A 15,574-nucleotide genomic window follows, 5' to 3' on the forward strand; every position below is an offset into this window, starting at 1 on the left:
ACAGGGATCGGTGTAGGAGCTGCCGAAGGCTGCGATCTTTTAAGGCCACAAGACCCAAACGGATCCATGGTGTAAGCTCTCGGGTTCTTCGGATTCGACCCATTGCGAGCCCTATGCCGTCGCTTTTCAAACGCTCTCTACTGCCTAAACTGCGCAGCTTTCCGCTGAACGCGGAGGCCGTCACCATCCTCTCTGGCGCTGCCGAGTTCCGCCGTTGCCTGCTGGAAAAAATTGCCAGCGCAACCCGGCGCATCTATATCGTCGCGCTGTATCTGCAGCAGGACGAGGCGGGGCAGGAAATACTCGACGCCTTGCACGCGGCCAAACTGGCGCGTCCGGAACTGGATGTGGTCGTGGTCGTCGACTGGCTGCGCGCCCAGCGTGGCTTGATCGGTGCCGGCAAGCAGCCGGGCAACTCGGCGTGGTATCAGGAAGCAACCCGTACCCACGAGAGTGTCGTGCCGGTGTACGGCGTTCCGGTGCAGACCCGGGAGCTGTTTGGCGTGCTGCATTTGAAAGGTTTCGTGATCGACGACTGCGTGATCTACAGCGGCGCCAGCCTGAACAACGTCTACCTGCACAAATTCGACAAATACCGCTACGACCGCTATCACCTGCTGCAGAACAACGCGCTGGCCGATTCGATGCAGCACCTGGTCCAGCACGGTCTGATCGCCTCCAAAGCGGTGCATCGGCTTGATTTGCCGAACTTGCCGACCACCCGCAGCCTGCGCAACGACATTGGCGATCTGCGCAGCCGCCTCAAGCACGCCGCGTATGACACCACGGCGGGCAGCACAGAGAAGGGCGGCTTGTCGGTCAGCCCATTGCTCGGTGTGGGCAAGAATAATTCGCTGAGTCGGGTGATTTGCGAGTTGATCGCCAGCGCCCAGCATCAATTGACCATCTGCACGCCGTACTTCAACCTGCCGCTGGCTGTCACCCGGGAAATCAACCGGGCACTGGCGCGGGGCGTGAAGATCGACATCATCGTCGGCGACAAGACGGCAAACGACTTCTACATTCCGCCGAGCGAGCCGTTCAAGGTGATCGCGGCGCTGCCGTATCTCTACGAGATCAGCCTGCGGCGCTTTGCCAAGCGCCATCAACACAGCATCGACAGCGGCAAGCTGAACCTGCATCTGTGGCGAGACGGCGATAACACGTACCACCTCAAGGGCATGTGGGTCGATCAGCGCTATACGTTGCTGACGGGCAACAACCTCAACCCGCGAGCCTTCCGCCTCGACCTGGAAAACGCGTTGCTGATCGATGATCCGAGAAGTGAATTGCTGGAGCCACGCCGCACGGAACTGGCGGAGATCTTCCAGAACACCACACGCATCGAGCGTTACCAGGACCTGGAAACCCTGCTGGAATACCCGTCAGCGGTCGCCAAGTTTCTCAAGCGCGTCAGTCGGGTACGGATCGAGCGGTTGCTCTACCGCATTTTGTAAGGCGCAAAAGCAAAAGATCGCAGCCTCCGGCAGCTCCTACAGGGCGTACGCGTTAACCCTGTAGGCGCTGCCGGAGGCTGCGATCTTGTCGCAGACAACGCCGATATTAATTCAAACCCAACTTCCCACGCAGCGTCGACAAGTCTTCAGCCAGTGTATTCACCGGCCCAACCAGCGCCTTACGGTCGTTCTCTTTCACTTTGTCATACGTCTCAAAACCGCCATCCTTGGTTTTGTACTTGGCCAACGTCTTGTTCACCGTGGCGAAGTTCTTGTCGACCTTGGCCAGGAACGCCGCGTCCTGTTTCTCGATTTGCGGACGGAACAGGTCGACGATTTTCTTCGCGCCGTCGATGTTGCCCTGGAAGTCATACAAGTCAGTGTGGCTGTAGCGGTCTTCTTCACCGGAAATCTTGGTCGCCGCCACTTCTTCCAGCAGCGCAGCCGCGCCACCGACGACTTTCTCAGGCGGGAAGGTCAGGCCGGCCACGCGGGCTTGCAGGTCTTTGACGTCTTTGTCCAGGCCGTCGGCCAGTTCGCCCAGGCCCTTGGTGCTTTTTTCCGAGAACAGCGTGTATTCGATGCGATGGAAGCCGGTGAAGTCTTCGGCTTTCACGCCTTTTTCGTGGTCGTCGACGCGGGAGTCGATGGACGCGTCGAGGTCACTGAACAGCTCGGCAATCGGCTCGATCGACTCGTAGTAAACGCGGGTCGGTGCGTAGAGCTTTTGCGCGGTGGCCAGGTCACCTTTTTTCACCGCATCGGTGAACTGCTGGGTGTGGCTGGCCAGTTCGTCCAGTTGCTCGGTGACGTAGATCTTGTAGTCCGAGACCGGCCCCACCAGGTCCAGTGGCGCCGTCGCCGCGAAAGCCGAAAGCGGGGTATTGAGCAAGCCTAGGGTCAGCAATAACGCGAGTGGCGACTTTTTCATGGGACGGTTCCGTTGTGTGGGTGGTTATGTGTTTGTTGTTGGTTGAGTTGCATCAAGCAGCGAGCGACCGATGAAATCCTGGTCGCCCGTAACACCCGGCAGGGTGAAGAAGTACCCGCCGCCGACCGGTTTGAGGTATTCCTCGAGCGGTTCGCCGTTGAGTCGGGTTTGTACGGTGATGAAGCCTTTTTCCAGATCAGCCTGGTAGCAGATGAACAGCAGCCCCATGTCCAGCTGACCGTTCTTGTTCACCCCGTTGGAGTAGTTGAACGGCCGGCGCAGGATCAGGTTGGCCTGGGTCGCGGCGGTGCGCGGATTGGCCAGGCGGATGTGCGCGTCGAGCTTGGTCAGCTTGCCTTCAGGGTCCTTGGCATAGTCCGGGACCTCGGTTTCATGGGCGCCGCCCATGGGCGCGCCGCTGCTTTTGATCCGACCGAGAATGCTTTCCTGCTCCTGCAACGGCGTGCGGTCCCAGCGCTCGACGAAGTTGCGGATGATCCGCACCGCCTGATAGCTACCGTTAGCCGCCCAGGCTGGCTCGTCGCTGCCCGGCTGGACCCAGACCAGGCGGTCCATGGCGTTGGCGTCGTTGGAATCCGGGTTGGCCGAGCCATCGCGGAAACCCAGGAAATTACGCGCACTCTGCACCGGCACACCTGGTTTGGCCGGTGCCTGCGGCGGCACACTGCCTTCCTGTTTCCAGCGCACCAACAGCAGGTCCGGCAGGTTCTTCACGATGTCGCGCAGGGCGTGAATATTGGTGTCGGTGGTGTTGGCGCAGAACTGCAGACTCAAATCGCCGTGGCAGCAATCGGCTTCCAGCGCATCGTTGGGAAAACCGACCATGCGGATCAGCCGCTTCGGTTTGGCATCGGCCAGCCCGAAACGCTCGTCGAACAGCGACTCGCCCACCGCGACGGTGATGGTCAGGTTGTCCGGCGTGACCACCGGCCCGAGGATTCCCGAGTCCACTGGCGGCAGCTTTGGATCGACCTGGTTCACCGGGCCGCCCTTCATCAAAAACGCGATGCGCTCATTGAGGGTGCGGAACAGGCGCTCCAGGTCTTCGCGGTCGCTGGCCAATACATCAAACGACACCAGCATGCCGGACGCCGGACGCGGAGTGACAATGCCGGTCTGGTGCTTGCCGTGGAACTGATGACGGTCCTCGGTCTTGTCGCTGCTCGGTGCTTCCGTCACCTGCGCCGGGCTGGCGGCCATCGCCGGGCAGCTCAATGCCGAACCGGCCAGGGCCACGCCGGCCGCGCCCATGCCCATCAATACCCGGCGACGCTGAAGGTTGAATTGCTCTGAATCGTTCATCTAAAACTCGTCTTTTGCTTACAGGCCGGAAAGGCCAAGGGCGGGATCGATTCCATCGAGTACGTCGGCCAGGGCCTTGGCCTTGTCGGCGATCTGCTTACGCTGCCCGGCACTGACCGTGTCGTAGCTCGCGTAACCGTCCTTGACCTTCAAGCCATTGAGTTCGGCGTCGAGAGCGGTAACGGCGCTGTCGATCTTCGGCAGCAAGTCGGCAGCTGATTTGCTCAGCAACGGTCGCAACAGGTCGACGACTTTGCGCGCCGCGTCGAGGTTGGCGGCAAAACCGTTCAGGTCGGTGTGGCTGTAGCGTTCTTCTTCACCGCTGCTGGCGCGCACATCGGCGAGGCTGTTGAGATTGCGCACCACAATGCTCACCAGTTGCTCCGGTGGCAGCGATTGGGCCAACAATTGTTGTTTGAGCGTGGTGACATCGCGGGTCAAGCGCTGGGCAACCGGCGTCAGGCCGTCGAGATTGCGCTGCTGAAACAGCGCGTATTCGATCCGGTGGAAACCGACGAAGGCGGGGTCCTGTTCGCGCTTCTCGAAATAGTCGGCGCGGGCGTTGATCGCATTGTCCAGTTCGGCCAGGCGTTGTGCGCCCGGGGCAACCCGTTGATAGGCGGCGCGTGCCGGCGCATACAGGGCTTGCGCCTGGCTGAGGTCGCCGGCTTCGATAGCTTGCTGAAGGGCCGTGACGGTTTTGATCAGCGCCGTGCCTTGGCTGCTCAGGTACACCCGGAACTCCGACAGCGGACCGATGAACGTGACCATCGACGGTTTGGCCTTGGCCGCCGCATCAGACGCATCCGTTGGCGTAACGTGCAAGGTGCCGCGCGGGTTGCTCAGCAATCCGCAGGTGATCGCGTAATCGCCGGGCAACAGGTTGGCGTTGATCACCTGACTCAGGCCCGGTGCGATGTTTTCTCGCTCTTCGAGTACCAATACACCGTCGAGGATTTCCCATTCAACGGCCCGGTCCGAACGGTTGACGATGCGGAAACTGGCGCGGCCGGCCGGTACGGTCAGCGCATTCGGCTCGCAGCTGTGCGGGTTAATCGTCACCACCACTTCGTCGTGGTTGGTCTGGCGCTTGGCCGCGGCCATTTTCGAGGCGTAGTAGAACAGGCCACCGGCAGCGATCATCACGATCACCGAACCGGCCACCGCCCAGCGCAAGGCGCGGGGAGGCGAGGCCTGGGGAGGGGCTTGATTTGGCATGGGTGCCCTTATTGACTGAATTATTACTGAAATACCGCCCCCTGTAGGAGCGAGCTTGCTCGCGAAAAACTCACACGCGCCGCTGACCATCCCGTTTAACGCGTTATCGTTCACGACCATCGTGAGCAAGCTCGCTCCTACGAGGGGCCGGGGCCGGGAGAAAGAACATCACCATCGCCACCACCAGATAAATCAGATAAGCGCCAAGGGTGCTGATGGTCGGGGCCTCCTGATAACCGAACATGCCAGCCAGCACCGAGCCCAGCGGACTATCCATCGGCAACGTCGCACTGAAGTCGAACAGCACCGTTTGCAAGTGATTCCAGACCCCGGCTTCATGCAGCGCCTGTACTGAATTGGCGAGAATCCCGGCGGCCACCACGAGGATGAACAGTCCGGTCCAGCGAAAGAAGGCACCGAGGTTGAGGCGCATGCTGCCGGAATAGATGAGGAAGCCGACGATGATCGCCAGGATCAAGCCGAGCAGGGCGCCGATCGGTGCCGCCGGGCCTTCGCTTTGCTGGAACACCGCGAGCAGGAAAAACACCGTTTCCAGGCCTTCCCGGGCCACGGCGAAAAACACCATGGCAATCAGTGCCGTGACCTGATGCCTGGAGCCGGTCAACGCGTGGTCGAGGGAAACGTGCAGCGAATGCTTGATCGAGCGCGCCACTTTGCGCATCCAGAACACCATCGAACTGAGAATGCCGACCGCCACTAAACCGACCACACCCTCGAACAGTTCCTGTTGTTTCTGCGGGAACTCGGCGCTGACCAGTTCCAGGCCGCCACCCACCAGCAGCGCCAGTGCCACGGCTAGAAACACGCCGATCCACACCGCGGGCATCCACTGGCCGCGGCCGGTTTGCTTGAGGTAGCTGGCGATAATGCCAACGATCAACGCGGCTTCAATGCCTTCGCGCAGCATGATCAGAAAAGGGACAAGCATTCAGCACCGTGACGGAGTTAGATAGGATGCTAATTTGTAACATAATGACACTCATTCTCATACGCTACAGATTGACATTGCCTGAACCTAGCCTGAACAAGTCAAAAGATCGCAGCCTGCGGCAGCTCCTACAAAGGAATGCATTCCCCTGTAGGAGCTGCCGCAGGCTGCGATCTTTTGATCTTAAAAGGGCTAATATGCCCACCACCCAAACAACAACACGGCCCACCCAGCTCAATGTCGGAAAAAGACACCATCTCCATACAACTGGTGCGCGAAGCGCTGCTGCAAAGTTGCGCCCCCGGCCAGGCCACCGATGAAGTGTTGGACAAGGTCGGCATCGATCCGGCACTGCTGCAAACCACCGACGCCCGCGTACCGGCCACCGCTTACGCACGCCTGTGGCGTTTGCTGGCCCGGCGCGGCGACGACGAGTTTTTTGGCATGGACCCGCGCCAACTCAAATCCGGCAGCCTGGAATTTCTCTGTCGCAGCTCCATGGTCCAGCCGGACCTGGCGGCCGGGTTGACGTCGGGCCTGCACTTTTTGTCGTTGATGCTGGAAAACATGCCCGCCCAGTTGGTTCGCCAGCAAAGCCTCGCTGAAATCGTCCTGTTCGAAGACGACCAGGACCCGCGCCGAGCCTTTACCTATTTCACCTATTGGATGATTGTCCATGGCGTTGCGTGCTGGCTGGCGGGGCGGCGGATTCCGATCCTGGCCATCGAGTTGCGTTGTCCCGCGCCGGATTTTTGCGACGATTATCAGGTGATGTTCTCCGACAACCTGCGGTTCGACCGGCCGCGTACGCGGATGATTTTCTCGGCCGAGTGCCTGGACCTGCCGATCAAGCGCAGTCCTGAAGAACTCAAGCGGTTCCTGGCCCATGCGCCAGCGAATATTCTGGTGAAGTATCGCGATCCAGAGAGCCTGGCCAGTCGCATCAAGCACGATCTGCGGCATCTGCCCGCCGAGTCCTGGCCGGAAACCGAACCCCTGGCGCAACAGCTGTGCATGTCGGCCTCGACCTTGCGTCGACGTCTGGCCGAAGAAGGGCAGACGTACCAAGGGCTCAAGGACAGTGTGCGCAAGGAATTGGCCATCGTTTGGCTGGCCGAACCGAGTATCAGCTTCGCCGAAATCGCCACCCGCCTGGGGTTTGCCGATACCAGTTCGTTCTACAAGGCGTTTCGCAAGTGGTCCGGGTCCAATCCGGGGCACTACCGCAGTTTGATTCTGACCGAATCTCACTAACCCAACCCCGCCCTGTAGGAGCTGCCGCAGGCTGCGATCTTTTGATCTTGATTTTTTTTCGGGGCCACTGAAAAACAGATCAAAAGATCGCATCCTGCGGCAGCTCCTACAGGGGGTGTTTTGCAACTTTAGATCTTGGCCAAACCAGTCACACAACTTGATAACTTTGACCATTGCCCTCAACCCCGCGCAGAGCGAGTATTTCACTGGTTTTTACGGTTCCCCCAACCTAATAAAAATACAGAGGGATTCTGGCAATGCGCGATTACTTGTCTGCCACATCACAGTTCAATTATCAGCACACCGTCGACGCCGCACTCGCGGGTGATTTGACCGCCCTCAATGCCTGCGTCGAGTGTTGCGACCGGCACGCGTTGCCAGGCCGGATCGCGCTGTTCTGGGAAGGTCGCGATGGCAGCAGCGCGACGTACACCTTCAAGGACCTGCAAGACAAAGCCGCGCGTTTCGCCAATTTCCTGCTCGCTCAAGGCGTGCAGAAGGGCGACAAAGTCGCCGGTCTGTTGCCACGAAATATCGAATTGTTGATTACCGTGTTCGCCACCTGGCGCATTGGCGCGGTGTATCAACCGCTGTTCACGGCCTTCGGTCCGAAAGCCATCGAACACCGTCTCGGCTGCTCGGGGGCCAAAGTGGTGGTGACCGACGCGGTCAACCGCCAGAAACTCGCTGAAGTCGCTGACTGCCCGACCATCGTCACTGTCGGCGGCGCCAAGGGCCAGGGCATCGTCCGTGGTGATTTCAGTTTCTGGGCCGAACTGGCCAATTATTCCGCTGAGTGCGAACCGGTGCTGCTGACCGGCGAAGACCCGTTCCTGCTGATGTTCACCTCGGGCACCACCGGCCCATCGAAGGCGCTGTCGGTGCCGCTCAAGGCCATCGTCGCGTTCCAGAGCTACACCCATGACGCCGTGGACCTGCGACCGGAAGATGCGTTCTGGAATGTCGCGGATCCGGGTTGGGCCTATGGCATCTATTTCGGCGTCACCGGGCCGATGTCGATGGGGCATCCGATTACGTTCTACGATGGTCCGTTCACACTCGAAAGCACCTGCCGGGTGATCAACAAATACGGGATCACCAACCTCACCGGTTCACCGACGGCTTACCGTCTGCTGATTGCCGGTGGCGATGAGTTTGCCAAATCGATCAAAGGCCAGTTGCGCATCGTCAGCAGCGCCGGCGAGCCGCTGAACCCGGAAGTGATCCGCTGGTTCGCTGACAACCTCGGCGTGGTGATCCACGACCATTACGGCCAGACCGAACTCGGCATGGTGCTGTGCAACCATCATGGCCTGGAGCATCCCATTCACATGGGCGCCGCCGGTTTCGCCTCGCCGGGCCACCGCATCGTGGTACTGGACGACAAGTACAAGGAACTCGGCGTTGGCCAGCCCGGCATCCTTGCCATCGATCGTGCCCAGTCGCCGATGTGCTGGTTCGGCGGCTACGAAGGCGCGCCGACCAAAGCCTTCGTCGGCAATTATTACTTGAGCGGCGACACCGTCGAATGGAACCCGGACGGCAGCATCAGTTTCGTCGGCCGCAGTGACGACGTGATCACCACCTCCGGCTACCGCGTCGGCCCGTTCGACGTCGAAAGCGCGTTGATCGAGCACCCGGCGGTGATCGAAGCGGCGGTGGTCGGCAAACCTGATCCGGAGCGCACGGAACTGGTGAAAGCCTTCGTCGTGATTTGCTCGCAATACCGCGCGACACCGGAATTGGCCGAAGAACTGCGCCAACATGTGCGCAAACGTCTGGCGGCGCACTCGTACCCGCGTGAAATCGAATTTGTCAGCGACTTGCCGAAAACCCCAAGCGGCAAATTGCAGCGCTTTATCTTGCGCAACCAGGAAATCGCCAAGGCTCAAGAGGCCGCCGCGAAGAACGTTTCAGCTTGAATCCAAGGAAACAATGATGCAGATCGAAAACAAGGTTTTTCTCGTCACTGGCGGTGCGTCCGGGCTCGGCGCGGCCACGGCTGAAATGCTGGTCGAGGCCGGCGCCAAAGTGATGCTGGTGGACATGAACGCTGAAGCCGTTGCGGCGCAGGCCGAGCGACTGGGTGCGCAAAGTGTGGTGGCCGATATCAGCAACGAAGCCGCCGCCGAAGCGGCGGTGCAGGCGACGGTCAAAGCCTTCGGTGGCCTCCACGGCCTGGTCAACTGCGCCGGCATCGTCCGGGGCGAGAAGATCCTCGGCAAGAACGGCCCGCACGCACTGGCCAGTTTCAGCCAGGTGATCAACGTCAACCTGATCGGCAGCTTCAACATGCTGCGCCTGGCCTCGGCGGCCATAGCCGAAACCGAGCCGGATGCCGATGGCGAGCGCGGGGTGATCATCAACACGGCGTCGGCCGCCGCCTATGACGGCCAGATCGGCCAGGCCGCTTACGCCGCCTCCAAAGGCGCGATTGTCAGCCTGACCTTGCCCGCCGCCCGCGAACTGGCGCGCTTCGGTATCCGCGTGATGACCATCGCACCCGGCATTTTCGAAACGCCGATGATGGCCGGCATGACCCAGGAAGTCCGCGACTCCCTGGCCGCTGGCGTGCCATTCCCGCCACGTCTGGGCAAACCAGCCGAATATGCGCGGTTGGTTCGGCATATCATCGAAAACAGCATGCTCAATGGCGAGGTGATCCGTCTCGACGGTGCCTTGCGTATGGCCGCCAAATAAGGAGGATCTGTCATGACCCTTTCCAACGATCCGATTGTTATTGTCAGCGCCGTCCGCACCCCGATGGGTGGTTTCCAGGGCGAACTGAAAAGCCTGACCGCGCCGCAACTCGGCGCCGCAGCCATCCGTGCCGCGGTCGAGCGCGCCGGTATCGCACCTGAATCCGTGGAAGAAGTGCTCTTCGGCTGTGTGCTGTCCGCAGGCCTCGGCCAGGCGCCAGCGCGACAAGCAGCATTGGGCGCAGGCCTGGATAAATCGACCCGTTGCACCACGCTGAACAAGATGTGCGGTTCGGGCATGGAAGCGGCCATCCTGGCCCACGACATGCTGGTCGCCGGCAGCGCCGACGTGGTGGTCGCGGGCGGCATGGAAAGCATGTCCAACGCGCCGTACCTGCTGGACCGCGCCCGCAGCGGTTATCGCATGGGCCATGGTCGCGTGCTCGATTCCATGTTCCTCGACGGTCTGGAAGACGCCTACGACAAGGGCCGCTTGATGGGCACCTTTGCCGAAGATTGTGCCGAAACCAACGGTTTCACCCGCGAAGCCCAGGACGCATTTGCCATTGCCTCGACCACCCGTGCACAGCAGGCGATCAAGGACGGCAGCTTCAAGGACGAGATCGTGCCGCTGACCGTGACCGTCGGCAAAGAGCAGGTGCTGATCAGCAATGACGAACAGCCGCCAAAAGCCAAACTGGACAAGATCGCCTCGTTGAAACCGGCGTTCCGCGAGGGCGGCACGGTGACGGCGGCCAACTCCAGTTCAATCTCCGATGGCGCGGCAGCCTTGGTCTTGATGCGTCGTTCCGAGGCAGAGAAACAGAGGTTGAAACCGCTGGCGGTGATTCACGGTCATGCTGCGTTTGCCGATACCCCGGGCCTGTTCCCGGTGGCGCCGGTGGGTGCGATCAAAAAGCTGATGAAGAAAACCGGCTGGTCGCTGGACGAAGTCGATCTGGTTGAGGTGAACGAGGCGTTCGCTGTCGTCAGTCTCGTGACCATGACCAAACTGGAAATCCCTCACGAGAAAATCAATGTCCACGGCGGCGCGTGCGCCCTGGGCCACCCGATTGGTGCGTCGGGTGCGCGCATCCTGGTGACGTTGCTCTCGGCCCTGCGCCAGAAAGGTCTGAAACGCGGCGTTGCAGCGATCTGCATCGGCGGCGGCGAAGCCACGGCCATGGCCGTGGAATGCCTGTACTAACGCCGACACCGCCCATGGCCGTGGAATGTCTGTACTAACGCCGACGCGGCCCCTGTAGGAGCTGCCGTAGGCTGCGATCTTTTGATCTTGAATTTAAAGATCAAGATCAAAAGATCGCAGCCTGCGGCAGCTCCTACAGGGCAAAAATTTTAAGGATTTCGCATGATTCCCAATGACGAACAACTCCAGATCAGCGATGCAGCCCGGCAGTTTGCCCAGGAACGGCTGAAACCGTTCGCCGCCGAATGGGACCGTGAACACCGCTTCCCCAAGGAAGCCATCGGCGAGATGGCCGAACTGGGCTTCTTCGGCATGCTGGTACCGGAACAGTGGGGCGGTTGCGACACCGGTTACCTGGCCTACGCCATGGCCCTGGAAGAAATCGCCGCCGGCGACGGTGCCTGCTCGACCATCATGAGCGTGCACAATTCGGTGGGTTGCGTGCCGATCCTGAAGTACGGCAACGACGATCAGAAAGAACGCTTCCTCAAGCCGCTGGCCAGTGGCGCGATGCTCGGCGCGTTTGCCCTGACCGAACCGCAGGCCGGCTCCGACGCCAGTGGCCTGAAAACCCGCGCGCGTCTGGAAGGCGATCACTACGTGCTCAACGGCTGCAAACAGTTCATCACTTCCGGGCAGAACGCCGGGGTGGTGATCGTTTTTGCCGTGACGGACCCGAGCGCCGGCAAGCGCGGCATCACCGCGCTGATCGTGCCGACCGATTCGCCGGGCTACAAAGTCGCCCGTGTCGAAGACAAACTGGGCCAGCACGCGTCCGACACCTGCCAGATTCTGTTCGAAGACGTGAAAGTCCCGGTCGCCAACCGCTTGGGCGAGGAGGGTGAAGGGTACCGGATTGCCCTGGCCAACCTCGAAGGCGGCCGTGTCGGCATTGCCTCGCAATCGGTGGGCATGGCCCGCGCCGCATTTGAAGCGGCCCGCGATTACGCCCGTGAGCGTGAGAGCTTTGGTAAGCCGATCATTGAACACCAGGCCGTGGCGTTCCGCCTCGCGGACATGGCGACGCAAATCGCTGTCGCCCGGCAGATGGTGCATTATGCGGCAGCACTGCGTGACAGTGGCAAACCGGCCTTGGTCGAAGCCTCCATGGCCAAGCTTTTCGCCTCGGAAATGGCTGAAAAGGTCTGCTCTTCGGCGTTGCAAACCCTCGGCGGATACGGTTACCTGAACGACTTTCCGTTGGAGCGGATCTACCGCGACGTGCGGGTGTGCCAGATCTACGAAGGCACCAGCGATATTCAGCGCATGGTCATCTCACGCAATCTTTGAAATGAACCCTGTAGGAGCTGCCGCTGGCTGCGATCTTTTGATGTTGATTTTTAAGATCAAAAGATCGCAGCGAGCGGCAGCTCCTACAAGGGGCCGATTTATGAAGGGAGTTATTTATGAGTTATGAAACAATTTTGTTGGAAATCCAGGGCCGCGTTGGCCTGATCACGTTGAACCGTCCGCAGGCGCTGAACGCGTTGAACGCGCAAATCGTCAGCGAACTGAACCACGCGCTCGATGGCCTCGAAGCGGATTCGAACATCGGCTGCATCGTGTTGACCGGCTCGAAAAAAGCCTTCGCCGCCGGTGCCGACATCAAGGAAATGGCCGAGCTGACCTACCCGCAGATCTACCTCGACGACCTGTTCAGCGACAGCGACCGGGTGGCCAATCGCCGCAAGCCGATCATCGCTGCGGTGAATGGTTTTGCCTTGGGCGGCGGTTGTGAACTGGCGCTGATGTGCGACTTCATCCTGGCCGGCGACAACGCCAAATTCGGTCAACCGGAAATCAACCTCGGCGTACTGCCGGGCATGGGCGGCACCCAGCGCCTGACCCGCGCCGTGGGCAAGGCCAAGGCCATGGAAATGTGCCTGAGCGGCCGTTTGATCGATGCGGTGGAAGCGGAGCGTTGCGGGATCGTCGCGCGGATCGTGCCGGCGGATGAACTGCTGGACGAAGCGCTGAAAGTCGCCGCCCTGATTGCCAAAAAGTCGTTGCCGATTGCGATGATGGTCAAGGAAAGCGTGAACCGCGCGTTTGAAGTCAGCCTGTCCGAAGGCGTGCGTTTTGAACGCCGGGTATTCCATGCAGCGTTTGCGACGCAGGATCAGAAGGAAGGGATGGCGGCGTTTATTGCCAAGCGCGAGGCGGAGTTCGTCGGTAAGTAATGGGTTGTCTGCCAAAAGATCGCAGCCTTCGGCAGCTCCTACAGGAGTAAACATTTCCTTGTAGGAGCTGCCGAAGGCTGCGATCTTTTGCTTTTAAACCAAATAGTTTTTCAGTTCCCGGGCAATCACCATCCGCTGTATCTCGCTCGACCCTTCATAAATTTGCGTAATCCGCGCATCCCGGTAGTAACGCTCCACCGGGTAGTCCTCCAGATACCCATATCCGCCATGAATCTGCATCGCTGAAGAACAGACCTTCTCGGCCATTTCCGACGCAAACAGCTTGGCCTGCGACGCCTCCGACAAACACGGCTTACCGGCACTGCGCAACCGTGCCGCATGCAGGATCAGCAGCCGCGCGGCATTCAGCCGGGTGTGCATGTCGGCCAGCATATTGGCGATGCTTTGGTGCTCGATGATCGGCTTGCCGAACTGCACGCGATCCCGCGAGTAGGCCAGTGCCGCTTCGAACGCCGCACGGGCAATGCCCAACGCCTGCGCGGCGATGCCGATGCGACCGCCTTCGAGGTTGGACAGGGCAATCGCCAGGCCTTTGCCGCGTTCGCCGAGCAGGTTGGCTTCGGGAATCGTGCAGTTGTTCAGGGTCACTGCACAGGTATCGGACGCGCGGATGCCCATCTTGTGTTCGGAGCGATCAACGATAAAACCCGCGGTATCGGTCGGCACCAGGAATGCCGAGATGCCACGCTTGCCCATGTCCGGATCGGTCACTGCAAACACAATCGCCAGTTTCGCGCGCTTGCCATTGCTGACGAATTGCTTGGCGCCGTTGATCACCCACTGGCCGTCACGCAGTTCGGCGCGAGTGCGCAGGTTATGCGCTTCGGAACCGGCCTGCGGTTCGGTCAGGCAGAAACAGCCGATCGCCTGGCCGCTGGCGAGGTCCGGTAGCCAGGCCTGTTTCTGTGCTTCGGTGCCGTAGTTCAGGACCGGCCCGCAACCCACCGAATTGTGAATGCTCATCAGCGCGCCCGTCGCACCGTCGCCGGCGGAAATCTCCTCCACCGCCAGCGCGTAGGCGACGTAATCGACATAAGTGCCACCCCATTCTTCAGGCACCACCATGCCCAACAATCCCAGCTCGCCCATCTTCGCCACCAGACCGTCATCGATCCAGCCAGCCTTTTCCCAAGCCTGTGCGTGAGGCGCGATTTCACCACGGGCAAAGTCCCGTGCCATGTCGCGGATCATGACTTGCTCTTCACTCAATTCGATATCGTTCATGGCTTAGCGCTCGCTCTGGTCGAACCCGGTGAAGAAACTCGCGACGTGTTCAGCGTCCAGCGCCTGCAGGGTCGGCGGGTTCCAGCGTGGGGTCTTGTCTTTGTCGATCAGCAAGGCGCGCACGCCTTCGATCAGGTCGCCGCGCTCGAACCACTGGCGGTCCAGGTGCAGCTCAAGGGCGAAGCAGTCTTCCAGGCTCAAGTGCCGACCGCGACGGAGCATTTCCAGGGTCACGCCCATGGCCAGCGGCGAACGGCTTTGCAGCAAGTCGGCGGTGGTTGTGGCCCATTCATGGCTGTCCGCGACAGTTACTTCACGCAGTTGCTCCACAATACTCGGCACATCGGGCAGGGTGAAGAAGTGGTCGATGGCCGGACGCAATGCCGCCAGTGGCGCATCGGGCATTTGTTGCACGGCGAATTTCGCCAGCAAGCCTTGCAGGTCTTTGAGTGGCGTGTCGTGCCATTCGAGTTGATCGAGTTTTTCGTCCAGCACACCCAGTTTGTCGCTGTCGAGGTACCAGTCGGCCAGGCCGCAGTACAGCGCATCGGCGGCGCGGATCTGCACGCCGCTGACCCCCAGGTAAATGCCCAGCTCACCGGGAATGCGCGGCAGGAAGTAGCTGCCGCCAACGTCCGGGAAATAACCGATGCCGACTTCCGGCATCGCCAGTCGACTCTTCTCGGTAACCACCCGCAAGTCGGCACCTTGCACCAGGCCCATGCCACCGCCGAGGACAAAGCCGTCCATCAAGGCGAGCACCGGTTTGCGGTAGTGGTGGATGGCGAGGTCGAGGGCGTATTCCTCGACGAAAAAATCTTCGTGCAGCGTGTCACCGCTTTTGAAACTGTCGTACAGCGAGCGGATATCGCCGCCGGCACAGAACGCTTTCTCGCCCGCGCCGCGCAATACCACGGCGTTGACTTGCGAATCCTCGGCCCAGGCATCGAGCTGGCGTTGCAGTCGGCGGACCATGTCGAGGGTGAGGGCATTGAGGCCGGCGGGGCGATTGAGGGTCAGGTGACCGATGCGGTTGCGAACCTCGGCCAGTATTTCATTTTGCGTGGCATCCATGGCGTTGATCTCCTGGGATGAAACCTGAGCAGTCATC

At 60.6% G+C, this 15,574-nt stretch carries 13 protein-coding genes; 7 read left to right on the forward strand and 6 right to left on the reverse strand.

All coding sequences use genetic code 11. The annotated features are described in order from the left end of the window. The first annotated feature begins 113 nt into the window (after positions 1-113). On the forward strand, positions 114-1,457 hold the full coding sequence (gene pssA, locus ACA052_RS13375; RefSeq protein ID WP_497650103.1) for a CDP-diacylglycerol--serine O-phosphatidyltransferase: 1,344 nt from the start codon (positions 114-116) through the stop codon (positions 1,455-1,457). Between the two features lie 106 nt (positions 1,458-1,563). Here the strand turns inward: pssA and efeO (ACA052_RS13380) are convergent, their stop codons facing one another. The 4 genes from efeO (ACA052_RS13380) to efeU form a co-directional block, all read right to left on the reverse strand. Next, positions 1,564-2,388: an iron uptake system protein EfeO gene (gene efeO, locus ACA052_RS13380; protein WP_497650104.1), complete on the reverse strand. Its 825-nt coding sequence runs from the start codon at positions 2,386-2,388 to the stop codon at positions 1,564-1,566. 24 nt (positions 2,389-2,412) lie between these two features. Continuing rightward, positions 2,413-3,711, reverse strand: a complete 1,299-nt coding sequence (gene efeB / locus ACA052_RS13385; protein ID WP_497650105.1) for an iron uptake transporter deferrochelatase/peroxidase subunit — start codon at positions 3,709-3,711, stop codon at positions 2,413-2,415. A gap of 18 nt (positions 3,712-3,729) precedes the next feature. Then, the gene (gene efeO, locus ACA052_RS13390; protein WP_497650106.1) at positions 3,730-4,929 is read right to left on the reverse strand and encodes an iron uptake system protein EfeO; all 1,200 of its coding nucleotides are present in this window, start codon (positions 4,927-4,929) and stop codon (positions 3,730-3,732) included. Between the two features lie 103 nt (positions 4,930-5,032). Further along, positions 5,033-5,878: an iron uptake transporter permease EfeU gene (efeU, locus tag ACA052_RS13395; RefSeq protein ID WP_497650107.1), complete on the reverse strand. Its 846-nt coding sequence runs from the start codon at positions 5,876-5,878 to the stop codon at positions 5,033-5,035. A 237-nt stretch (positions 5,879-6,115) separates the two neighbouring features. Between efeU and ACA052_RS13400 the strand changes: the two genes are divergently transcribed. From ACA052_RS13400 to ACA052_RS13425, 6 genes are all read left to right on the forward strand, one after another. Beyond that, positions 6,116-7,132, forward strand: a complete 1,017-nt coding sequence (locus ACA052_RS13400) for an AraC family transcriptional regulator (protein ID WP_497650108.1) — start codon at positions 6,116-6,118, stop codon at positions 7,130-7,132. A gap of 257 nt (positions 7,133-7,389) precedes the next feature. Then, on the forward strand, positions 7,390-9,054 hold the full coding sequence (locus ACA052_RS13405; RefSeq protein WP_497650109.1) for an AMP-binding protein: 1,665 nt from the start codon (positions 7,390-7,392) through the stop codon (positions 9,052-9,054). 16 nt (positions 9,055-9,070) lie between these two features. Then, positions 9,071-9,832 (forward strand): 3-hydroxyacyl-CoA dehydrogenase, encoded by a 762-nt coding sequence (locus ACA052_RS13410; RefSeq protein ID WP_497650110.1) that lies wholly within the window; start codon positions 9,071-9,073, stop codon positions 9,830-9,832. A 12-nt stretch (positions 9,833-9,844) separates the two neighbouring features. Then, a complete protein-coding gene (locus ACA052_RS13415; RefSeq protein WP_497650111.1) occupies positions 9,845-11,038 on the forward strand; it encodes an acetyl-CoA C-acyltransferase in 1,194 nt (397 codons plus the stop codon). 162 nt (positions 11,039-11,200) lie between these two features. Continuing rightward, complete coding sequence (locus tag ACA052_RS13420) at positions 11,201-12,328, forward strand: acyl-CoA dehydrogenase (RefSeq protein ID WP_497650112.1); 1,128 nt, start codon at positions 11,201-11,203, stop codon at positions 12,326-12,328. Positions 12,329-12,444: 116 nt separating this feature from the next. After that, positions 12,445-13,218, forward strand: coding sequence for an enoyl-CoA hydratase (locus ACA052_RS13425; RefSeq protein WP_497650113.1), 774 nt, complete (start codon positions 12,445-12,447; stop codon positions 13,216-13,218). A 93-nt stretch (positions 13,219-13,311) separates the two neighbouring features. Here the strand turns inward: ACA052_RS13425 and ACA052_RS13430 are convergent, their stop codons facing one another. Together ACA052_RS13430 and ACA052_RS13435 are read right to left on the reverse strand one after the other, a co-directional pair. Further along, complete coding sequence (locus ACA052_RS13430) at positions 13,312-14,463, reverse strand: acyl-CoA dehydrogenase family protein (protein ID WP_497650114.1); 1,152 nt, start codon at positions 14,461-14,463, stop codon at positions 13,312-13,314. Between the two features lie 3 nt (positions 14,464-14,466). Continuing rightward, positions 14,467-15,573: an enoyl-CoA hydratase/isomerase family protein gene (locus ACA052_RS13435; protein ID WP_497650115.1), complete on the reverse strand. Its 1,107-nt coding sequence runs from the start codon at positions 15,571-15,573 to the stop codon at positions 14,467-14,469. Position 15,574 lies beyond the last annotated feature (1 nt).

The sequence above is a fragment of the Pseudomonas sp. LBUM1644 genome, assembly GCF_059716195.1.